Consider the following 21808-nt stretch of genomic DNA (forward strand, 5'->3'; position numbering starts at 1 on the left):
GGATTTCTCATGGCTTTCTTTCGTGCGGCGATTTGCGCCGCACTTCTTCTGTCCGGAACTGTCACATCGCTGGCCGCCCAGGATGTCACGCTGTCTTCTCCCGATGGGGCCGTGGAAATCACCGGCAACCTGTTGGGATTCGACGGAGAATATTACCGTGTCGACACCAAGTTCGGCGAGTTGACCGTCGACGGATCCGGGGTCAGCTGTGACGGTCCGGGCTGTCCCAGCCTGTCCGATTACGTGGCCGAGATCACCCTGTCGGGATCCTCGACCATGGCAGAGGTCCTGCTGCCCGCGCTGATCGAAGGGTTTGCCCTGCGCAACGGCTATCAGACGCGCCGCGATCCGCTGCCCGGCGACAATTTCGAATATGTTCTGCTGCGCGGGGATCGTCCCGCCGCCCGGTTCGATTTTTTCGTCAGCAATACCGACGAAGGCTTTGCTGATCTTCTGGCGGATGAGGCGGATATTGTGATGGCGCTGCGGGAAATCCGCCCGGCCGAGCGCGAACACGCGCAGGCGGCTGGCATGGGGGATATGACGGGCCCGTCGCGTAGCCGGGTTCTGGCGCTTGATGCGATGGTGCCGCTGGTGTCGCCGGAAAACCCGGTGCAGCGTATCTCTCTGCCGCAGCTGGTTGCGATCCTTTCCGGTGAGATCACCAACTGGTCCGAGCTGGGCGGCGCCGATGCATCAATTTCCCTGCACCTGCCGGTCGAAGGCTCCGGTCTGGCCCAGGCGGTTGAGGACAAGCTGCTGGCCCCGGCCAAGGCGACATTGATGCCTGATCTGCGTCGCCATGACCGGCACAGCACGATGGTGCGCATGGTTGCCACGGACCCCTTCGCACTCGCTATCGGCAGTTTTGCCAATACGGGCACCGCGCGGGCGCTGACCCTGACCGGGCCATGTGGGTTCTCCCTGCGCGCGACGCGCCGGTCGATCAAGACTGAGGATTACCCGCTGACCTCTCCCATGTTCCTTTACCTGCCGGAACGGCGGCTGCCCAAGGTGGCGCGGGATTTCCTTAGCTACGTGCGTGGGCCTGGTGCGCAGATCGTGATCCGCAGGGCGGGGTTCGTCGATCAGGCGCCGGAACGCGTGTCGATCGCTGCTCAGGGGGACCGGCTGGCCAACGCGATAGAGGCGGCAGGACCAGAGGTGGATCTGGAAGAACTGCAGCGGCTGACATCTACTCTGCGCGGGCTCCAGAGGCTGACAACATCCTTCCGGTTTGAACCGGGTTCAACCCGCCCCGATGCGCAATCCCGTAGCAACATCGAACAATTGGGCCGGGCGCTGGAGGCCGGGATCTACGATTCGCACAGGTTGCTCTTCGTCGGCTTCTCCGACGGAGTGGGACCGGCTGAGACAAACCGCAAGATCGCCATCAAGCGGGCCAATGCGGTGCGCGATGCGGTGGCGGCAGCGGCAGAGACCGCCAATCTCGACCGGGTAGAGATCGGCGTGGCTGCCTTTGGTGAGGCTCTGCCCATGGCCTGCGATGACAGCGCCTGGGGCCGCGAGGTGAACCGTCGGGTCGAAGTCTGGGTACGCTGACCCCTGCGGTGGGTGCCAGCGCTATAGATACCCGTGGCTGCGAAAGCTGAGTTCGGATGATTTTCCGATGATCAGGTGATCGTGCAGGGTGATGCCAAGCGCGGTCAGGGCGTTCTCAATGGTTGCGGTCATGCTGATATCGCTTTCCGAGGGGGTCGGATCGCCCGAGGGGTGATTGTGCACCAGAATCACAGCGCTGGCGTTCAGCTCCAGCGCCCGTTTGGCGACCTCGCGCGGGTAGACCGGCACATGATCGACGGTGCCGCGGGCCTGTTCCTCATCCGCGATCAGCACGTTCTTGCGGTCCAGGAAAAGCACCCGGAACTGCTCGACTTCAGAGTGGGACATGGTGGTGTGGCAGTAATCCAGCAGCGCATCCCAGCCGGAGAGTACCTGCCGCTGCATGATGCGGGAACGCGCCATGCGATGGGCGGCGGCCTCCAGTACCTTGAGATCGGTGATCACTGCTTCGCCAATGCCCTTTACCTGCAACAGGCGCTCTGCCGGGGCGGTGATGACCCGGTTGAAATCGCCGAAGGTGTCCATCAGCCTGCGGGCCAGCGGTTTGACGTCCTGACGCGGGATCGACCGGAACAGTATCAGTTCCAGCAGCTCATAATCCGGCATGGCTGCCGCGCCGCCCTCCATGAACCGCAGGCGCAGCCGGGCGCGGTGATCCTTGATATAGGACGGTAGGCGTCCGGCAGGCACCAGCGCATCGCGCGCTTCGTCACTGCAATCAAACAGTGGCAGGGTCTTGTCCCGGAGTGCGCCAGCTTTCACCACGATCACCATCTTTGAGGGTATCAGGCCTGTCCCTGTCATTAAGGGCCAGCGGGGTGGGCTGCACAAAGTAAAAACGCCCCACGAGGGGGCGTTTTTGCGATGGTATTCGACCCGCAAGCCGGGGAGGGTTCAGGGGCTTACCCCTTCATGCCGTCCCAGAAGCTTTTGACCGAGGAAAAGAAGCTACGGGATTCAGGGTTCGTGTTCTCTTCCGAGAGGTCTTCGAACTCGCGCAGCAGTTCCTTTTGTCGGGAGGTCAGGTTGACCGGTGTTTCCACGGCCAGCTCGATGAACATGTCACCGGGGCTGCCGCCACGCAGCGCAGGCATACCCTTGCCGCGCAGGCGCATCTGACGGCCGGACTGGCTGCCTTCGGGGATCTGGACGCGGCCACGGCCGCCGTCGATGGTCGGCACCTCGATGGCACCGCCCAGGGCAGCTTTGGCCATCGACACGGGCACCCGGCAATAAAGATTGTTGCCGTCGCGTTCGAACAGATCGTGCGGCGAAACCTCGACAAAGATGTAGAGATCGCCCGGAGGTCCACCGCGCAGGCCCGCCTCGCCTTCACCAGCCAGACGGATTCGCGTGCCGGTTTCCACACCCGCCGGAATATTCACCGACAGCGAGCGGTCCTTTTCCACGCGGCCATGGCCGTGGCAGGTTTTGCACGGGTTCTTGATGATCTGGCCCAGGCCCGAACAGGTCGGACAGCTGCGCTCCACCGTGAAAAAGCCCTGTTGCGCACGCACCTTGCCCATGCCCGAACAGGTCGGGCAGGTGGTGGGTTCGACCCCACCTTCGGCACCGGTGCCCTCGCAGGAGGTACAGGCGACCGAGGTCGGAACCTTGATCGTCTTGTGCAGACCGGAGAAGGCCTCTTCCAGGGTGACGCGCAGGTTATAGCGCAGATCCGCGCCGCGCGATGCGCGCTGACGCCCGCCTGCCTGACCGCGTCCGCCCATAAAGTCGCCGAACAGGTCGTCGAACACATCCGAGAAGGCCGAGGAGAAATCGCCGCCCCCCGGATGGCCGCCGCGGGGACCGCCGCCACCGCCCATGCCGTTTTCAAAGGCCGCATGACCATAGCGGTCATAGGCTGCCTTCTTCTCGGCGTCCTTCAGAACCTCGTAGGCCTCGTTGGCCTCTTTGAACTGCGCTTCGGCATCCGGGTTATCGGCATTGCGATCCGGGTGCAGTTCCTTGGCTTTCTTGCGATAGCCTTTTTTGATTTCCTCGGCGGTGGCGCCTTTGGCCACCCCGAGAATGTCGTAATAGTCGCGTTTTGACATCGGTTTACCCCTTCTGCCTCAACGTAAAACGGGCCAGTCCGGGGTCCGGACCGGCCCGAGGGTCAAGCCAATGATTCAGACCTTAGCGCTTGTCGCCGTCCAGGTCTTCGAATTCGGCATCCACGATGTCGTCGTCGCCCGGGCCGCTGGCTTCGTCAGCAGCTGTGGGTTCTTCTTCACCTTCTTCAGCCTGCGCCTTGTAGATCGCTTCGCCCAGTTTCATCGCCGCTTCGGTGACGTTCTGGATGCCAGCCTTGATCTTCTCGGCGTTGGCTTTGTCGCTTTCCAGGTCGTCCTTCAGCGCGGCAACCGCCAGTTCGATCACTTCGACGGTGGACGGGTCCACCTTGTCGCTGTGCTCTTCGAGCGACTTCTCGGTCGAATGGATCAGGCTTTCGGCCTGGTTCTTCGCTTCGATCAGCTCGCGGCGTTCCTTGTCCGCCTCGGCGTTGTCCTCAGCGTCCTTGACCATCTTTTCGATGTCGTCATCGGAAAGACCGCCCGAAGCCTGAATGGTGATCGTCTGCTCTTTGCCGGTCGCCTTGTCCTTGGCGCCAACCGAAACGATACCGTTGGCGTCGATGTCAAAGGTCACTTCGATCTGCGGCATGCCGCGCGGTGCCGGCGGGATGTCCTCGAGGTTGAACTGACCGAGCATCTTGTTGTCGGCAGCCATCTCGCGCTCACCCTGGAACACACGAATGGTCACGGCGTTCTGGTTGTCTTCCGCGGTCGAGAACACCTGCGACTTCTTGGTCGGGATGGTGGTGTTGCGGTCGATCAGGCGGGTGAAGACACCACCCAGGGTTTCGATACCCAAGCTCAGCGGGGTCACGTCGAGCAGAACAACGTCTTTCACGTCCCCCTGCAGAACGCCGGCCTGAATGGCGGCGCCCATGGCAACCACTTCGTCCGGGTTCACACCCTTGTGCGGCTCTTTACCGAAGAACTTAGTCACCTCTTCGATGACTTTCGGCATCCGGGTCATACCACCGACCAGAACCACCTCATCAATGTCGGACGCGGACAGACCGGCGTCTTTCAGAGCTGCGGCGCAGGGCTTCATCGAAGCCTTGATCAGGTCGCCAACCAGGCTTTCCAGCTTGGCGCGGGTCAGTTTCATGACCATGTGCAGCGGCTGGCCCGAGGACGGATCCATCGAGATGAACGGCTGGTTGATTTCGGTCTGCGAGCTGGAGGACAGTTCGATCTTGGCTTTTTCAGCGGCTTCTTTCAGTCGCTGCAGGGCCATCTTGTCCTTGGTCAGGTCGACCTGGTGCTCTTTCTTGAACTGATCTGCCAGGTAGTTGACGATGCGCATGTCAAAGTCTTCACCACCGAGGAAGGTGTCGCCGTTGGTCGACTTCACTTCGAACAGGCCGTCGTCGATTTCCAGAATGGTCACGTCGAAGGTACCACCACCAAGGTCATAAACCGCGATGGTCTGGGTGTCTTCCTTGTCGAGGCCATAGGCCAGCGCGGCGGCTGTCGGCTCGTTGATGATACGCAGGACTTCAAGACCGGCGATCTTGCCTGCGTCTTTGGTGGCCTGACGCTGTGCGTCGTTGAAATAGGCAGGCACGGTGATGACGGCCTGGGTCACTTCCTCACCGAGGTAGGACTCCGCGGTCTCTTTCATCTTGCCGAGAATGAAGGCCGAGATCTGGCTCGGCGAATACTTCTCACCCTTGGCTTCGACCCATGCGTCGCCATTGCCGCCGCTGATCACGTTGAACGGCAGGTTTTTCTTGTCTTTTGCCAGATCCGCATCGTCAAACCGGCGGCCGATCAGGCGCTTGACGCCGAAGATGGTGTTGTCCGGGTTGGTGACGGCCTGACGTTTGGCGGGCTGGCCAACCAGACGCTCTTCGTCGGTGAATGCGACGATGGACGGAGTGGTGCGGGTCCCTTCGGCGTTTTCAATCACGCGCGGCTGCGAACCATCCATGATGGCAACGCAGGAGTTGGTGGTCCCGAGGTCGATCCCGATAACTTTGCTCATTTTCGATCCCTTTTCTTTTCAAGGCGATTTCCCGAGACCTGGACCCGTTTTGGCATCCAGACCCCGATTTCGGTGCCAGGAGGTCTGCATCTCCCGGCGTCACGGCGTATATAGGGAGCGGAATTTGCCCCTGCAAGCGCCTGAACGCGTCGAGAAAGACGATTCAATGCGCTTTTTTGCATGGGCCGTGGTTAAGAATGGAATAACGGCGATGAGCAAGCTGCGCCTGCGCGGGTTCGAGATTTACAAAAGCCATCTGACCCCCGATGCGCAGCGGAACCTGATCGCGGCGTTGCGCCCGGTTCTGAAGGCGGCGCCGCTGTTTTCGCCTGTGGTGCCTGGGGGCGGGCAGATGTCGGTGCGCATGACCTCGGCTGGGGCGTTCGGCTGGTATTCTGATGCAGAAGGCTACCGCTACGCTCCAAAGCACCCGCGCGGCAGCGACTGGCCGACGATCCCGGAACCGATTCTCGACATCTGGCGTGAGCTGACGGGGGTGGAGCGTCTGCCCGATTGCTGTCTTATCAACTACTACGGTGAAGACGCGCGCATGGGTCTGCATCAAGACAAGGACGAGGCGGATTTCTCCTATCCGGTTGTGTCCATTTCCCTTGGTGATGACGGGCTGCTGCGCCTTGGTAATCCGACGCGCGGCGGCAAGACGGATTCGCTCTGGCTCAATTCCGGCGACGTGGTGGTCATGGGCGGAGAGGCGCGGCTGGCCTATCATGGGGTGGACCGGATCCGGTTCAAGTCTTCGCGGCTCTTGCCCAAAGGTGGGCGGCTCAATCTGACGCTGCGCGTTGTGACTTAAAGCGTTGGACCAGGTCGGGGGCTGCGTCTTTCAGCCAATGTACGTCGGCGCAGGCTGTCACCGCGGCCTCTGCGGCGCTGTTGAAACGGCGATCACCAAAATAGCCGATAGAAAACCAGCCGCGTCCGTCTTCGGGTTCGCGCCGGAACAGGTCAAACCCGAACGAGCCATCATCCCGCCGGAAGATATCGACGCAGATGCTGTTGGTGCCGTCAGGCAGGTTGACCGAAGCAAGAACGTGGTATGGGTGCGCCACTATCGGCGCGCGCTCCAGCTGAGCGAGACGTGGCGGCGGGTGTAGAATTCACCCATCAGGCCGATCATCACCAGCACCAGCCCCACCCAGGCAGCGTATTGCCATGTGCTGTGGTGGGGATTGTAGTTGATGAAGACATAGCCGCGCGACTGGTCGATGCAGTGGAACAGTGGGTTCCAGTCGAACATGGCCAGCATGAAGGTCGGCAGGGTATTGGCGAGGAACATCTTGCCCGAGGCGATCATGTTGGCGCGCTGGTAGATCATCGAGAAGATACCAACGAGGCTGGGCGCCCAGGGCTTCATCACCAGAAAGACAAGCCCGACCGCCGCGCCAGTGAACCAGGCCAGCAAAACCATACCAAAGGCGCCGATGGGTTGTTCGATATGCACCGGGGTAAAGGCGACGTGATAGACGAACAGGATGATCAGCAGCGACAGTACCTGAATATAAAGCGAGCCAAGCGCCGCTGACAGGATCGCCACCATGGTGTTCATCGGCGCGTGCTGCATCATCGGGCTGCTGGGCCCCTCTGCGCCGGCGACGGCGCTGACGGTTTTGGTATGGGTGAGGAACAGGAAGATCCCCGACAGCACATAAAGCAGAAAGTCGCCGCGAATGGCAGAGCCGCGCATGCCCAGAACCGCGAACATGATGTAAAAGGCCGCGACGAACAGAACAGCCTGCAACAGGTTGAGCCCCAGTGCGATCAGCGCGTTGTTGTGTTTCGACCGTACGCTCCGCACGACCGAATGAAAGACCACCTCGCCCATGGCGATGAGTCCGGAAACCGACGTTTTTTGCGTGCGAACCTGAAACATGTGGCCTGTAATCTGCGTTTGTTGCGGATTGGGGGACGGGCTGCTTGCCGTTCCAAAACAGAGCCACCATAAGGGGGCGCAGGAAAATTTTCAATTAACCCCTGGTCTGGGAGACGCCGAATTGACCTATGAAGAGCTCGTACCCGTGATCCGCCGGCTGGCGATCGAAGCCGGCAACAAGATCATGGAGATCTACAATTCGGATGATTTCGATGTGAAGGTGAAATCGGACGACAGCCCCGTCACCGCCGCTGACGAGGCCGCGGATGCTCTGATTTCGGCAGGCCTGCGTGCGGCGTTCCCGGATATGATGCTGGTCACCGAAGAGCAGAGCGCCTCGCACAAGGAACGCGGTGACACCTTCCTGATCGTCGACCCGCTGGATGGCACCAAGGAATTCATTCACCGCCGCGGCGATTTCACCGTGAACATCGCGCTGGTGGAAAAAGGCGTGCCGACCCGCGGCGTCGTCTATGCCCCGGCCAAGGAGCGCATGTTCTTCACTCTCGCTGATGGCTCTTCGGTAGAGGAAACCGGTGCCTTTGACCCTGAGACTGCTGGAGCCACATCTCCGATCCGCGTTGCCTCCAGCGACAATGCGGCGCTGATGGTGGTGGCCTCGAAATCGCACCGGGATCAGGCGACCGACGACTACATCAACAAGTACAGCGTCAAGGACATGAAGAGCGCGGGCTCTTCGCTTAAGTTCTGCCTCGTGGCCACCGGCGAAGCGGATCTTTACCCCCGCGTGGGCCGCACCATGGAGTGGGATACAGCGGCCGGCCACGCGGTCCTGTCGGGTGCAGGTGGCAAAGTGGTGCGTTTCGACGATCATTCCCCCCTTGTTTACGGCAAAGAGGGCTATGCGAACCCGTTTTTCATCGCTTACGCTCCGGGCGTTGAATTGAAAGAGGCCTGATGTCTGTCCTGATCGTCATCCCCGCGCGCTACGCGTCGACACGCTATCCGGGCAAGCCGCTTGTGGAATTGACCGGAGCCACCGGCGAAAAGCAAACCCTGATCGAGCGATCCTGGCGGGCGGCCTGTGCTGTCGGTGGGGTCGACCGGGTCGTTGTCGCGACGGATGACGACAGGATTCGCAGCGCGGCAGAAGGTTTTGGCGCCGAGGTCGTGATGACCTCGGAAAGCTGCGCCAACGGCACCGAGCGCTGCGCCGAGGCCCATGCGGCGCTGGGCGGCGGCTACGAGGTCGTCGTGAACCTTCAGGGGGATGCGCCGCTGACGCCGCATTGGTTCATCGAGGATTTGGTCAAAGCTCTGCGCGCAGCCCCGGGCATGGGGTTGGCGACGCCGGTGCTGCGCTGTGATGGTGCAACGCTCAACAGTCTTCTGGCAGATCGGCGCGCGGGCCGCGTCGGTGGCACCACTGCAGTCTTCGCGGCGGACCACAGCGCACTCTATTTTTCCAAAGAAGTGCTGCCTTTTTGTGCAAATGCCTATAAGGATGGCGAAAATACGCCAGTTTTCCACCATGTGGGCGTCTACGCCTACCGTCCCGACGCACTTGCCGCCTATCCTGATTGGCAGACAGGGCCGCTGGAAACCTTGGAAGGGCTGGAGCAGCTTCGTTTTCTTGAAAACGGTCGCAAGGTTCTGTGTGTCGAAGTCACCGCGCGGGGGCGCGAATTCTGGGAACTGAACAATCCGGAAGATGTGCCCAGGATAGAGGAGATGATGTCCCGTATGGGGGCGGCCTAACCAAAGGGAGGCCAACGGGAGGTCTCTGAATAGGGGCAAAACATGGCCCAATGTCATCAAAAACCCTTTTTTTGGTGTTTTTGTATAGGGTGAAACGGACAGGGATTGCGCAACAGGTGAAGTGCGTGACCCTGTGGGGCCGGAACCAGTGAGGGCAGTATGCCCCGAAAATAATTGAGAGAACACCATGCGTAAAAAAGTGACGAAGGCGATTTTCCCTGTGGCGGGTCTGGGTACACGGTTTTTGCCTGCGACCAAATCGGTGCCCAAGGAAATTATGACGCTGGTGGATCGCCCCCTGGTGCAATATGCCATCGACGAGGCTCGCGAGGCGGGGATCAAGGAATTCATCTTCGTGACCTCGCGCGGTAAGGGGGCATTGGAAGACTATTTTGACCAAGCCCCGATATTGGAGCAGGAGCTGCGCAAGAAAGGTAAGGATGCGCTGCTCGAAACTCTGAAGCACACCAATATGGAAAGCGGCGCCATCGCCTACATCCGCCAGCATCAGGCCCTGGGTCTGGGCCATGCGGTCTGGTGCGCACGGCGCCTGATCGCCAACGAACCCTTCGCGGTAATCCTGCCCGACGATGTGATCGCGGCGGAAACCCCCTGTCTCAAGCAGATGGTCGAGGCCTATTCCGAAACCGGCGGTAATATGGTTGCGGCGATGGAAGTTGCACCGGAAAAGGCTGGTGCCTATGGTGTTCTGGACGTGAAGAACGACATGGGATCCGTGGTCGAGGCCCGTGGCATGGTCGAAAAACCGGCTTTGGGCGAGGCGCCCTCCAATCTGGCGGTGATTGGCCGTTACATTCTGGAGCCCTCGGTGCTGCGCAATCTCAACAAGATGAAGCAGGGTGCGGGCGGCGAGATTCAGCTGACCGACGCCATTGCCCAGGACATCGAAAAAGATGTGCCTGTTTATGGCTATCGCTTCCGCGGCCAGCGCTTCGATTGCGGTTCCAAGGCAGGTTTCCTCCAGGCCACTGTCGCCTTTGCCCTGGGGCGTGAGGAATTGCGGGATGAGCTGCTGCAGTATATCACCGAAATCGCTCAGGTCGGACAGGCTGCCGAGTAGGAAACACTGGCCAGCCTCTGGTTTTGAGACCGGGTAATACAGGATCGAATTAGGGGTATACGGACAGTGGCAAATGTTCTGGTGACCGGCGGTGCCGGCTATATCGGCTCGCATGCATGTAAGGCGCTGAAGGCGGCGGGGTTTACACCCGTCACTTATGACAATCTGGTCACCGGTTGGCAGGACGCGGTCAAATTCGGCCCGTTTGAAAAGGGCGACCTTGCGGATCGTGCTCGTCTCGACGAGGTCTTCGCCACCTATCAGCCGGTCGCGGTGATGCATTTTGCGGCCCTTAGTCAAGTCGGGGAGGCGATGAGCCAGCCAGGCCGCTACTGGGCCAATAACACAGGTGGATCTTTGAACCTGATCGAAGCCGCGGTTGCTGCCGGGTGCCTTGATTTCGTATTCTCCTCGACCTGTGCCACCTATGGCGAACATGACAACGTGGTGCTGGACGAGAACACGCCGCAGCTGCCGCTCAACGCCTATGGCGCCAGCAAACGCGCGGTCGAGGATATCCTGAAGGATTTCGGTGCCGCCTATGGGCTGCGTTCGGTGATTTTCCGCTATTTCAACGTGGCTGGCGCCGATCCCGAGGCTGAAGTCGGCGAATTCCACCGTCCCGAAACCCATCTGGTCCCGCTGGTGCTGGATGCGATCGACGGCAAACGCGATGCGCTGACCATTTTTGGCACCGATTACGACACCCCCGATGGAACCTGCATCCGCGACTATGTGCATGTCTGCGATCTGGTGGATGCCCATGTTCTGGGCCTTCAGTGGCTGAAGGATGGCAAGGGCAGCCAGATCTTCAACCTCGGTACCGGCAGCGGGTTTTCGGTGCGCGAGGTCATGGACAAGGCTGAAGAGGTCACTGGCAGCAAGGTACCTTGCACCGTGGGGCCGCGTCGGGCGGGCGATTGCACCAAACTGGTGTCGGGATCGACCCGGGCGATCACAGATCTGGGCTGGAACCCACAGCGTTCCAGTCTTGAGATGATGATCGCTGATGCCTGGAAATGGCATCAGACGGGCAATTACGAGGCCTGAGCATGGAGCCGTTCCGCCCCGCCGCCGAGATGCCGGATATCGGCTGGCGTGCGGCCTACCGAATGCGGTGGAAACGGCGGCGGCTTCTGTGGCGCTCCTGGCGCTCTCGTCACCAGCTGAGCTTGTTGCGCGATCAGACCGCGGCAATCGGGGCAGAGGACATTCTGGCCTTTGTTGTGCTGCGCAACGAGGCGACGCGGCTGCCGTATTTCCTGGACTATTACCGGCGCCTCGGCGTCGGGCACTTCCTGATCATCGACAACGGCAGTGATGATGGCAGCGCAGAGATGCTGCGGCCGCAATCCGATGTCTCGCTCTGGCAGACGTCCGCGGGCTACAAGGCCTCCCGCTTCGGGCTGGACTGGCTGACCTTCCTGCTGATGACCTATGGCAGGGATCACTGGTGCCTGACGGTGGATGCGGATGAACTGCTGACCTATGGCGGCATTGCCACCCATGATCTGCGCGCGCTGACCGAACTTCTGGACCGCAGCGGGCAGGTCGGGTTTGGCGCCATGATGCTGGATCTTTATCCGCGCGGGCCGCTGAATCAGGTCAGCTACAGGCCGGGTCAGAACCCGCTGGAGGTTTTGCAGTGGTTCGATGCGGTGCCTTACCGTGCGGTCCGGCAGCACTCGATGGGAAACCTGTGGCTGCAGGGCGGCGCGCGGGAGCGGGTGTTCTTTGCTGCGGAGCCACATCGCTCTCCGACGTTGAACAAGATCCCGCTGATCCGCTGGAACCGCCGCTACGCCTATGTGAATTCGACTCATGCGGCGCTGCCGCCGGCGCTGAACGCCCTATACGACGGGCCGGGCGGGCCGCAGCCGTCGGGCGTGCTGCTGCACACAAAATTCCTGCCCGAAATTGTCGCAAAATCGGCAACAGAAAAGCAGCGAAAACAGCACTTCCATACGCCCGAGGATTTCGATCCTTATTACGATCACCTGACCTCGGCCCCGGACCTGTGGTTTGAGAACGCTTTGAAATACACGGGGCCAGAGCAACTGGCCGATCTGGGGTTGATGCGGGCGCCCGAGTGGTAGGGTGTGAATTACCCGAGTTCGGTGGTGCGGGTAGCCCCCGTAACTGTTTCTAAATTCGTTGTTAATAGACTTGGCGCGTGACATATTGCGCGCAGGCAGTCGCGCGCCGGGGCCTACCCGCGCGGAGCGTACAGGGTCGGAAACAGACGGATATGGAGTAGCCGTGGGTCTTTGGGATTCTTACCGTATGCGTGTACGGCGCAGGTACAGGCTGGCCCGGGCCTTGCGTAAATCCCGTGAACTCAAGACCATTCAGGACAACACCGGCCAGATCCGGCCGGATGATATCCTGCTGGTTTCCACGATGCGGAACGAGAAGATCCGCCTGCCCTATTTTCTGGACTATTACCGCGATCTGGGAGTCGATCACTTTCTCCTTGTCGATAACGGATCGCAGGACGGCACCCGCGACTATCTGCAAGGCATGCCGGATGTGTCTCTCTGGCACAGTGATGCGAGCTACCGGCGGGCAAACTACGGCGTGGACTGGATGAATGCGCTGAAACGCCGCTATGCCCATGGGCACTGGGTGTTGGTGGTCGATCCGGATGAGCTGTTCATCTATCCCTTCTGCGACACACGCCCGATCCGCGCGCTGACCGATTGGCTGGACAATTCCGCGATCCGCAGTTTTGCCGCCATGCTGATCGATGTTTATCCCAAGGGGCGCATCACCGATGCAGCCTATCAGCCCGGTCAGGATCCTTTGGAAATCGCCAACTGGTTCGACAGCGGCAACTACACGATCAGCCCGAACCCGACCTATGGCAACCTGTGGATTCAGGGCGGCCCCCGTGCCCGCATGTTCTTTGCCGACCGGCCAAAGAAGGCACCGGCTCTGAACAAGATTCCGTTGGTCAAATGGGACCGGAAATACGCCTATGTCAGTTCGACCCATGCTCTGCTGCCTCGCGGGCTGAACCGAGTTTATGAGACCAATGGCGGTGAAAAGACCAGCGGCGCGCTGCTCCATACCAAGTTTCTGGACACCTTTGGTGACAAGGCCCGCGAAGAGATGACGCGCAGCCAGCACTATGCGCAATCGGCCGAGTACAAGGCCTATGCCGCATCCCTGGCCGAGCAACCGGACCTGTGGTGCAAATGGAGCGAGAAATACATCAACTGGCGCCAGCTTGAGATTCTGGGTCTCATGTCCAAGGGCAACTGGGCATGAGCAGCGCAGGCCAAACTAGCAAGGAAGAGGCCACCAAGGGCACGGTCGGCATCGTCATGCTGGTGCATACGGCGCTGGAGCGGGCCGAGCAGGTGGCGCGCCACTGGGCGGCGGCGGGCTGCCCAGTGGTGATCCATGTGGACCGTAAGGTGCCGCAGACCACGTTCAAAACCTTCCGCGACGGGCTGTCGGATGAGCAGCTGATCCGGTTTTCGCCGCGCCACACCTGCGAATGGGGCACCTGGGGCATCGTCGCCGCCTCGCAATCGGCGGCGGAGATGATGTTGCGGTCCTGTCCCGGCGTGCGCCACGTCTACCTGTCGTCAGGCTCTTGCCTGCCGCTCAGACCGGTGCAGGAACTTGTCGATTATTTGGCCGCCCGCCCGCAGACCGATTTCATCGAAAGTGCCACCACCGCCGATGTGCCATGGATCGTGGGAGGTCTGGATGTGGAACGTTTTACCCTGCGCTTTCCCTTTTCCTGGAAAAAGCAGCGCGCGCTATTCGATGGTTATGTCAATCTGCAGCGCAGGCTGCGGATCAAGCGGCGCATCCCCCCCGGTCTGGTGCCCCATATGGGCAGCCAATGGTGGTGCCTGACCCGCCGCACCCTGTCGGCGATTCTTGAGGACCCGGACCGGCCAATCCATGATCGCTATTTCAAGAAGGTCTGGATCCCCGACGAAAGCTATTTCCAGACCCTCGCGCGGCAGCACTCGGCGCAGATCGAAAGCCGGTCGCTGACCCTGTCGAAGTTCGATTTCGAGGGTAAACCGCATATCTTTTATGACGATCACCTGCAGCTGTTGCGCCGGTCCGATTGCTTTGTCGCCCGCAAGATCTGGCCACGAGCGCAGCGGCTTTATGATGCCTTCCTGACCGATCCGGCAGGTGCGATGAAGCGGACGGAACCCAACCCAGGCAAGATCGACCGGGTCTTCTCCAAGGCGGTTGAGCGGCGCACCCGGGGGCGACCGGGTCTTTACATGCAAAGCCGGTTCCCGAGCAAATGGTCGGTGAGCAATGTGACCGCCAATCCCTATTCGGTGTTCCAGGGCTTTGCTGAGCTCTTCGTCGATTTTGAAAGCTGGCTGAACCGGACCACGGGCAGCCGGGTGCATGGCCATCTGTTTGCGCCGGATAGGGCCGAATTCGCCGATGGCGACAGCATGATCAATGGCGCACTCAGCGATACGGCAAAATTGCGCGACAATAATCCCGAAAGCTTCCTCACCAATCTGATCTGGAATACTCGGGGGCAACGGCAAAGCTTCCAGTTCGGCCCACAGGACAACCAGAAAATCGGCGCCTTTATCGCAGGCGATCCCAATGCACATGTGTCGGTGATCAGCGGCGCCTGGGCGGTGCCCTTGTTCCGCTCGACGCAGAGTTTTTCCGAATTGCGGCGCATCGCGGCGCGGCTGCAGCGGATCGAGGCCGCGCATCTGCATCTGCTGCGTGATCAGCATACCAAGGCCCGCGTCCGCATCTGGACCATGGCGGAATTTGTCGAGGCACCGATGGAGCCCCTGCAGGCCATTCTGGACGATCTGGGGGCGCAGGCCCCGCGCCATCTGAACGAGGCGCCGACGATGGCGGATCTGGAGGGCTTTGGACAGTTTCTGCAGAACCTCAAGAACCAGGGCATGCACCCCTATCTGATGGGGGATTTCCCGGTGGAACAAGGACCGGTAAGCATGCCAAAGTCCCCCCGAAAACCGTATTTGGTGCGATAGGTTCTGATGACCAAACCCTTTGATTACTTCGTTGTTTTTGCCGAAATGCGCACGGGCTCCAATTTTCTGGAAGCCAACCTCAACACGCTAGAAGGGGTGATCTGCCACGGAGAGGCCTTCAATCCCCATTTCATCGGCTACCCGAACCGCACCGAAATCCTGGGCCTGACGCAGGAGATGCGCGAAGCGGACCCTGGCAAGCTGATCGATCGGATCCGGTCGCAGCCCGATGCCTTTGGCGGCTTTCGGTATTTCCACGATCACGATCCGCGGGTTCTGGACATTGCGCTGGACGATCCTCGCTGCGCCAAGATCATCCTGACCCGCAACCCGCTGGAGAGCTACGTCTCGCGCAAGATCGCGGCCGCCACCGGCCAGTGGAAGCTGACCAATATCAAGCGCCGCAAAGAGGCGCAGGCGGAGTTCGATGCGGTGGAGTTTTCCCTCCATGTCGAGGATCTTCAGGCGTTTCAGATCACGTTGATGAACCGGCTTCAGTCCTCAGGCCAGACCGCATTCTACGTGGATTATGAAGACCTGCAGAATCTGGATGTGATGAACGGTCTGGCACAATGGCTGGGCGTCAACTCTCGGTTGGTGGCACTGGATGACAAGCTGAAGCGGCAGAACCCGGCGCCGACCCTGTCCAAGGTGGCCAACCCGGATGAGATGACGGCAGCACTGGCGGCAATGGATTGGTTCAACCTGTCGCGCACGCCGAATTTCGAACCGCGCCGTGGCCCGGCGGTGCGCGGCTATCTGGCCGCCGCCAAGACGCCGCTCCTTTACCTGCCGATGCGGGGCGGGCCCGAGGAAGCCGTGGCGGAATGGCTGGCAGCGCTGGATGGTGTGACTTCGGAGGATCTGATCTCCGGGATGAACCAGAAAGAACTCCGCCAGTGGAAAACTCAGAACAAGGGCTTTCGCAGTTTCACCGTTCTGCGTCACCCGGCCGAGCGAATTCACCAGGTGTTTTGCCAGCGCATTCTGCAAAAGGGTCCGGGCAGCTATGGCGCCATTCGCGAAACCCTGCGCCGTCAATTCAAGGTGCCGCTGCCCAAGGATGGCCCGGATGAGGATTATTCCCGCGCAGATCACCGGGCTGCCTTTGAAGGGTTCCTGAGCTTTGTCAAAGCCAACCTTGCCGGACAGACCTCGATCCGGGTCGATGCCGAATGGTCCAGCCAGTCACAGGCCTTGTCGGGCTTTGCCGAACTTGGCCCGCCCGACCTGATCCTGCGCGAAGAGGAGCTGGCGACTGAACTTCCCGCGCTGGCCAAAAGGTTTGCAGCCTCCGCGCCCGCCTATGCGCCGTCACAGCCGAGATCGCAGCCCTATACGCTGGGCGATATTCATGATGCAGCGCTGGAGGAGATGATCACAGCGCTCTATCAGCGGGATTATATGATGCTGGGGTTCGATGCCTGGAGGCCGCAGCGCTGACGAGTGTCTGCCCTGAACAAGGGCAGTTTCCCCATAGACTGTTCAATGCCGCTCTCAGGCAGCCTGAACCGGCTGGTTTTCGGTGAGAATGGTGAACAGCGTCGCCGGATCGTTATTGGCGCGCAGTTTGGTGCAGAAATTCTGCTCCCGCAGGGTGCGGGAGACCAGAGCCAGCGCTTTTAGGTGTTCAACGCCCGCATCCTCGGGCGCGAAAAGCGCAAAGGCGATATCGACGGGTTGCCGGTCGACAGCCGCGAAATCCAAGGGTTTTTCCAGAGTCACGAAGACGCCGCAGACCTCGGAGAGGCCATCAAGGCGGGCGTGGGGCAGGGCAACACCGTGTCCTACCCCTGTCGGGCCCAGGCTTTCCCGATCAAGCAGCGCTTCAACCGTGGGTTGCGGATTGAGACCGTAGGCGAGATGCCCGACCTCGGCGATCTCCTGAAACAGCCGCTTCTTGCTTGAGGCTGCACCAATCACGCGGACGGCGTCCGGTTTGAGGATCTTGGAAATCTGCATCTCGGTCATTTGCTCCGCTCGACCACCTTATCCGGTGGGCCGCTGGGCTACTGCTTAAGGATCGATCCAACCGATGTTGCCATCATCCCTGCGGTAAACCACATTCAATCCGTCTTTGCCTTCGTTGCGGAAAACCAGAACGGGCGCCCCGGCCAGTTCCATCTGCATCACTGCTTCGCCAACGGACAGGGACGGGATCTTGGTTTCCATCTCGGCCACGATGATCGGCTGCAGCGAGTCGGGTTCGGTCCCGGTCTCCGCTTCATCAGAGGCGAGGATATAAGAGCTGGCGCCCAAATGTTCAACCGGTTCGCTGCGGTCGCGGTGATGGTCCTTCAGGCGGCGTTTGTAGCGGCGCAGCTGTTTTTCCATCTTGTTGCAGCAGCCTTCGAAAGACGCATAGATTTCAGTGGCATGAGCCTTGGCCTGAGCGGTCAGACCGGTGGACAGGTGAACGGTGGCCTCGCAGACGTATTCATGCGCCGAACGGGAAAAGACCACGGTGGCGTCCGTCGGGCGCTCTGCGTATTTCGCGACAGCCGTTCCCAGTTCATCCTTAACGTGGGACTGCAACGCTTCGCCGATGTCGATCTGTTGACCGCTGATTTTGTAACGCATGTGATCTCCTTCACAATAATACCACCCGCAACACCGCCGGGGCCAAGCCCGGCAGACTATCGTCAGCTGCGGATGAGGGGATTAGGCAAGTACGCCGGAAGCAACCATGCGGACCCTGTTGCCAAGGCCAGCTTGCGGACTGCATCGGACTGCACATTTGCCATACTTCAATTCCATGACAACTGACGAAAAGAGTCAATGGAGAAGCGATGCGGATGGTGAAGGAATAGGAAACCGGCAGGAACAGGCCGAGGCCCGAAAGGTACGGTTCGGTTCAGGAAATACGGAAATTGTCGCCCAGATAAACGCGGCGCACGTTTTCGTTCTCGACCACCTCTTCGGGGCTGCCGGACATCAGAACCTGACCGTCATGCAGGATATAGGCGCGATCAACGATTTCGAGGGTTTCGCGCACGTTGTGATCGGTTATCAGCACTCCGATGCCACGTTTCTTCAGATCGGCGACCAGATGGCGGATATCGCCAACCGAAATCGGGTCGACCCCGGCAAAGGGTTCATCCAGCAGCAGGTATTTCGGATCCGCCGCCAGGCAGCGGGCGATTTCCACCCGGCGCCGTTCACCGCCCGACAGGGCCAACGCAGGTGCGCGGCGCAGGTGTTCGATAGAGAAATCCGACAGCAGCTCTTCTAGCCGTTCGCGCCGCTTGTGGTCGTGTTTGACGGCAATATCCAGCACGGCCGAGATATTGTCCTCGACCGACAGGCCCCGGAAAATGGACATTTCCTGCGGCAGGTAACCAATGCCAAGCCGCGCGCGGCGGTACATCGGCAGGTTGGTGACGTTCTGCCCGTCGATGGTGACGGTGCCCGCCTCGGGAAAGACAAGGCCGGCGATGGCGTAGAAACTGGTGGTCTTGCCGGACCCGTTCGGCCCCAGAAGGGCGACAACCTCGCCCCGGTCCAGACGCATGGTCACGTCACGAATCACCACCTTTTTGCGATAGCTTTTGCGCAGGTGTTCGATCCTGAGGCCGGACGAGCCTTCGGTGACCTTCAGTTCGGGTTTTGTCGCCATCAGTTGCCGCCATCCGGGTTGAGGATGGTTTTGACCCGTCCGGCCATGCTCGCGGTGCCGGTGGTCAGGTTCACCTCAAGCCGGTTCGAGGTCAGCGTGCTGGCTCCCTGATTGAGCAGGACATTGCCGGTCATCACAATGGTGCCGCTGTCGATGGTGTACTCTGCCTTCTCGGCCTCTGCGGCGTCCGGGCCGCTGACCAGCAGCACATCGCCGGTCGCCTCAAGCTGGTCGATGCCACGTTTGCCGGTCTCATCGGTCTTGTAGATCACCAGAACCCGGTTTGCAGACAGTCGCATCACCCCCTGGATGATCAGCACATTGCCAGTGAATTCGGCCGAGCCATCGGCCTGGTTGACCGCCAGCGCATCGGCTGTCACCTCGACCGGTTCCTTGGGGTCGGCCTTAACCTCGCCAAAGGCAATCACGTCCGTCTGGGCCATCGCAACCGGTGCAACCGATGCAAGGGCGCAAGACAGGCAAATCAGCAAGGTGGGCAATCTGAACACGGGCTATCTTTCTTTAGTATTGGGATCGTATACCAGCTTGACTCTGTTTTTGAATACCATTTGCACCGGTCCGCCTTCGGTTTTTGCCGTCACCAGCATCTGCCCCGCAGTCAGAACGCCAAGGGCGCCCGTGGCATGAACCGGTCCGGGACTTTCTGCGCGCACCCCGTCCAGCGCGGTTTCCAGTAATTCGGTCTCAACCGTCATACCATCCGCGGATGTCAGTTTGACGTTGCCGCTGAACCGCGCGAGGCCTTGATCGGGATGCACCGCCCCGCTGTCAGAGACCAACGTCATACGGCCGCCCTCGGCCATGCGGATTTCGGCCTGCAGATTGGTGGCCGTGGCGCCGCCGCTGTCGCTATTGGGCTGGGCAACCGAAGCCATCACCATGATCTCATCGCCCTGCGCGGTAGTGCCGGAAAAGAAGGGGCGGGTGACCTGCTGCCCGCGCATGCGTTCCTCGATCTCCTTTTGCGCAAAGGGGATGACCGCTTCGGTGTCGACCCCGCGCGAAATCAGGAACAGCGTCGACAGCAGCGCCAGCGCGGCCAGTGGCAGCAGCACCTTGAGATAGGCGACTGTGCGCGAATAGCGGTCCATCCGGTGTCCCCTTTCTCTTTTGTTGGCGTTGCGGTTCAGCCGAGGCCTGCGCGCAGGCAATCGTGGATATGGATCAGGCCGAGGGCCTGCGGGCCTTGTGTAGCATCCACCACAAACAGGCAGGTGATCTTGCGGGCATTCATCACCGCAAGCGCCTCTTCGGCGAGGGCGTCGGGGCCGATGGTTGTCGGCGAGGAGGTCATGACATCGGCAGCGGTCTGGCTCAGCAGCCCGTCCATGTGGCGGCGCAGGTCGCCATCCGTGATAATGCCGGTCAGTGCATTATCGGCGCCGGAAACCCCTGCCACGCCAAATCCCTTCTGGCTGATTTCCAGCAGCGCCTCGGACATCGGGCTGTTTTCAGCGACCAGTGGCAGGGCATCTCCGCCGTGCATCAGGTCGCGGACCTTGGACAGGCGCGCACCGAGTTTGCCGCCGGGGTGGAAATCGCGGAAGTTCTCGGGGCGGAAGTCGCGGTGCTTCATGATGGCAATGGCGAGCGCGTCGCCCATGGCCAGCGTCAGCGTGGTCGAAATCGATGGCACGATCCCGTATCCGCAGGCCTCGCCCAGGGCGGGGATTTCCAGCTGCACATCGGCTTGGGTCATCAGGGTGCTTTCCGGCCTGCTGGAGAGGCCGATCAACGGAATGTCAAAGCGGCGGGTAAAGACCAGAAGATTGGCCAGTTCAGGCGCTTCACCAGAGTTGGAGATGGCCAGAACCACATCGCCCTTGGACAGCATGCCAAGGTCGCCATGACTGGCCTCGGCCGGATGTACGAAATGGGCAGGTGTGCCGGTGCTGGCCAATGTGGCTGCGATCTTGCGACCGATGTGGCCGGATTTGCCGATACCGCTGACGATCACACGCCCTTCGGCCTTCAGGATCAGGCGCACCGCATCGGCGAACCGCTCGTCAAAACCGGCAGCCAGCGCATCCAGTGCGCGGGCTTCGTCGGTCACGACCTGACGCGCCGTGGCGAGGAAATGCTCGGACCCGCTCATGAGTGCGCGAAGATATCGGTTTCGGGCCAGCCCGCCAGATCAAGGCGCGCGCGCATCGGCAGGAAGTCGAAACAGGCCTGCGCCATGTCGGTGCGGCCTTCACGGGCAAGACGTTTGTCCAGCTCTTCACGCAGGCGGTGCAGGTGCAAAACGTCCGAGGCGGCATAGTCCAGCTGCGCTTCGGTCAGGGTTTCGGCACCCCAGTCACTCATCTGCTGTTGTTTCGAGATATCGACACCGATCAGCTCCTGACACAGGTTCCGCAATCCGTGGCGGTCGGTATAGGTGCGGATCAGGCGGCTTGCGATCTTGGTGCAGTAGACCGGCGCTGCCAGCGCGCCAAAGGCGTGGTACATGGCGGCGATGTCAAAACGCCCGAAATGGAACAGCTTCAGCACATTGGGATCTTCCAGCATACGGCACAGGTTCGGTGCTTCGCTCTGGCCCTTCTCAATCTGAACGATATGGGAGTTGCCGTCACCGCCGGACATCTGGATCACGCACAGCCGGTCGCGGTGGGGGTTGAGCCCCATGGTTTCACAATCGATTGCAACAACCGGGCCAAGGTCAAGCCCGTCCGGCAGGTCGTTTTTGTAAAGATGATTGGCCAATGGAGCGGTCCTTTGTCTGGGCAGGGCGCGCGGCCCGCCTTTCTGCCGAAATAGGGGCTAAAGCCTCTGAACTCAACTGTAGCCCAGCCCAGCCCTTGGTGTCGGGCAGCACTGGACGATATTTC

Annotated in this window: 22 protein-coding genes; 10 read left to right on the top strand and 12 right to left on the bottom strand. The window is 60.7% G+C overall.

Features of this window, described 5'->3' with window-relative positions:
* Positions 1-9: 9 nt before the first annotated feature.
* Positions 10-1563, top strand: coding sequence for a substrate-binding domain-containing protein (locus JL2886_RS11255; protein WP_065272086.1), 1554 nt, complete (start codon positions 10-12; stop codon positions 1561-1563).
* Between the two features lie 21 nt (positions 1564-1584).
* On the opposite strand, the gene radC is transcribed toward JL2886_RS11255, so the two are convergent.
* The 3 genes from radC to dnaK all read right to left on the bottom strand — a co-directional run bounded on the left by radC (position 1585) and on the right by dnaK (position 5643).
* Entirely contained in the window at positions 1585-2316 is a 732-nt protein-coding gene (gene radC, locus JL2886_RS11260) for a RadC family protein (RefSeq protein WP_420480637.1), read from the bottom strand.
* A gap of 170 nt (positions 2317-2486) precedes the next feature.
* Complete coding sequence (dnaJ, locus tag JL2886_RS11265) at positions 2487-3641, bottom strand: molecular chaperone DnaJ (protein WP_065272088.1); 1155 nt, start codon at positions 3639-3641, stop codon at positions 2487-2489.
* Positions 3642-3723: 82 nt separating this feature from the next.
* Entirely contained in the window at positions 3724-5643 is a 1920-nt protein-coding gene (gene dnaK, locus JL2886_RS11270) for a molecular chaperone DnaK (protein WP_065272089.1), read from the bottom strand.
* Positions 5644-5854: 211 nt separating this feature from the next.
* Here dnaK and JL2886_RS11275 point away from each other — a divergent pair, with 211 nt between their 5' ends.
* Complete coding sequence (locus JL2886_RS11275; RefSeq protein ID WP_065272090.1) at positions 5855-6457, top strand: alpha-ketoglutarate-dependent dioxygenase AlkB family protein; 603 nt, start codon at positions 5855-5857, stop codon at positions 6455-6457.
* Here JL2886_RS11275 and JL2886_RS11280 read toward each other — a convergent pair.
* Positions 6429-6713: a hypothetical protein gene (locus tag JL2886_RS11280; protein WP_065272091.1), complete on the bottom strand. Its 285-nt coding sequence runs from the start codon at positions 6711-6713 to the stop codon at positions 6429-6431. The two genes, JL2886_RS11275 and JL2886_RS11280, sit on opposite strands and share 29 nt — an antisense overlap.
* Positions 6713-7534, bottom strand: coding sequence for an ABC transporter permease (locus JL2886_RS11285; protein ID WP_065272092.1), 822 nt, complete (start codon positions 7532-7534; stop codon positions 6713-6715). Before JL2886_RS11285 ends, JL2886_RS11280 begins: the two co-directional genes overlap by 1 nt.
* A 121-nt stretch (positions 7535-7655) precedes the next feature.
* Here JL2886_RS11285 and cysQ point away from each other — a divergent pair, with 121 nt between their 5' ends.
* The 8 genes from cysQ to JL2886_RS11325 all read left to right on the top strand — a co-directional run bounded on the left by cysQ (position 7656) and on the right by JL2886_RS11325 (position 16783).
* On the top strand, positions 7656-8453 hold the full coding sequence (gene cysQ / locus JL2886_RS11290) for a 3'(2'),5'-bisphosphate nucleotidase CysQ (RefSeq protein WP_065272093.1): 798 nt from the start codon (positions 7656-7658) through the stop codon (positions 8451-8453).
* Entirely contained in the window at positions 8453-9253 is an 801-nt protein-coding gene (locus JL2886_RS11295) for a 3-deoxy-manno-octulosonate cytidylyltransferase (RefSeq protein ID WP_065272094.1), read from the top strand. Before cysQ ends, JL2886_RS11295 begins: the two co-directional genes overlap by 1 nt.
* A gap of 187 nt (positions 9254-9440) precedes the next feature.
* Positions 9441-10334 (top strand): UTP--glucose-1-phosphate uridylyltransferase GalU, encoded by an 894-nt coding sequence (galU, locus tag JL2886_RS11300; RefSeq protein ID WP_065272095.1) that lies wholly within the window; start codon positions 9441-9443, stop codon positions 10332-10334.
* A 66-nt stretch (positions 10335-10400) separates the two neighbouring features.
* On the top strand, positions 10401-11384 hold the full coding sequence (gene galE / locus JL2886_RS11305; protein WP_065272096.1) for a UDP-glucose 4-epimerase GalE: 984 nt from the start codon (positions 10401-10403) through the stop codon (positions 11382-11384).
* Positions 11385-11386: 2 nt separating this feature from the next.
* Entirely contained in the window at positions 11387-12430 is a 1044-nt protein-coding gene (locus tag JL2886_RS11310) for a glycosyltransferase family 2 protein (RefSeq protein WP_065272097.1), read from the top strand.
* A gap of 187 nt (positions 12431-12617) precedes the next feature.
* On the top strand, positions 12618-13604 hold the full coding sequence (locus JL2886_RS11315; protein WP_065272098.1) for a glycosyltransferase family 2 protein: 987 nt from the start codon (positions 12618-12620) through the stop codon (positions 13602-13604).
* Positions 13601-15340, top strand: a complete 1740-nt coding sequence (locus tag JL2886_RS11320) for a beta-1,6-N-acetylglucosaminyltransferase (protein ID WP_065272099.1) — start codon at positions 13601-13603, stop codon at positions 15338-15340. The genes JL2886_RS11315 and JL2886_RS11320 overlap by 4 nt, the downstream gene beginning before the upstream one ends.
* Positions 15341-15346: 6 nt before the next feature.
* Positions 15347-16783 carry a sulfotransferase family 2 domain-containing protein gene (locus tag JL2886_RS11325; RefSeq protein WP_065272100.1) on the top strand — a complete coding sequence of 479 codons (1437 nt, stop codon included), beginning with the start codon at positions 15347-15349 and terminating at the stop codon, positions 16781-16783.
* A gap of 54 nt (positions 16784-16837) precedes the next feature.
* Here JL2886_RS11325 and JL2886_RS11330 read toward each other — a convergent pair whose 3' ends face one another.
* The 7 genes from JL2886_RS11330 to JL2886_RS11360 all read right to left on the bottom strand — a co-directional run bounded on the left by JL2886_RS11330 (position 16838) and on the right by JL2886_RS11360 (position 21683).
* Entirely contained in the window at positions 16838-17302 is a 465-nt protein-coding gene (locus JL2886_RS11330; protein ID WP_065272101.1) for a PTS sugar transporter subunit IIA, read from the bottom strand.
* Positions 17303-17356: 54 nt separating this feature from the next.
* Positions 17357-17920, bottom strand: coding sequence for a ribosome hibernation-promoting factor, HPF/YfiA family (hpf, locus tag JL2886_RS11335; RefSeq protein ID WP_065272102.1), 564 nt, complete (start codon positions 17918-17920; stop codon positions 17357-17359).
* Between the two features lie 274 nt (positions 17921-18194).
* Complete coding sequence (gene lptB, locus JL2886_RS11340) at positions 18195-18956, bottom strand: LPS export ABC transporter ATP-binding protein (RefSeq protein WP_065272103.1); 762 nt, start codon at positions 18954-18956, stop codon at positions 18195-18197.
* Positions 18956-19399: an LptA/OstA family protein gene (locus JL2886_RS11345; RefSeq protein WP_082996065.1), complete on the bottom strand. Its 444-nt coding sequence runs from the start codon at positions 19397-19399 to the stop codon at positions 18956-18958. The genes lptB and JL2886_RS11345 overlap by 1 nt, the downstream gene beginning before the upstream one ends.
* Positions 19400-19468: 69 nt before the next feature.
* Positions 19469-20068: an LPS export ABC transporter periplasmic protein LptC gene (gene lptC / locus JL2886_RS11350; protein ID WP_065272105.1), complete on the bottom strand. Its 600-nt coding sequence runs from the start codon at positions 20066-20068 to the stop codon at positions 19469-19471.
* Positions 20069-20103: 35 nt separating this feature from the next.
* A complete protein-coding gene (locus JL2886_RS11355; RefSeq protein WP_065272106.1) occupies positions 20104-21072 on the bottom strand; it encodes a KpsF/GutQ family sugar-phosphate isomerase in 969 nt (322 codons plus the stop codon).
* The gene (locus JL2886_RS11360; RefSeq protein ID WP_065272107.1) at positions 21069-21683 is read right to left on the bottom strand and encodes a ribonuclease D; all 615 of its coding nucleotides are present in this window, start codon (positions 21681-21683) and stop codon (positions 21069-21071) included. The genes JL2886_RS11355 and JL2886_RS11360 overlap by 4 nt, the downstream gene beginning before the upstream one ends.
* Positions 21684-21808 lie beyond the last annotated feature (125 nt).

The sequence above is a fragment of the Phaeobacter gallaeciensis genome, assembly GCF_001678945.1.
In the GTDB taxonomy this organism is placed as follows: domain Bacteria; phylum Pseudomonadota; class Alphaproteobacteria; order Rhodobacterales; family Rhodobacteraceae; genus Phycobacter; species Phycobacter gallaeciensis_A.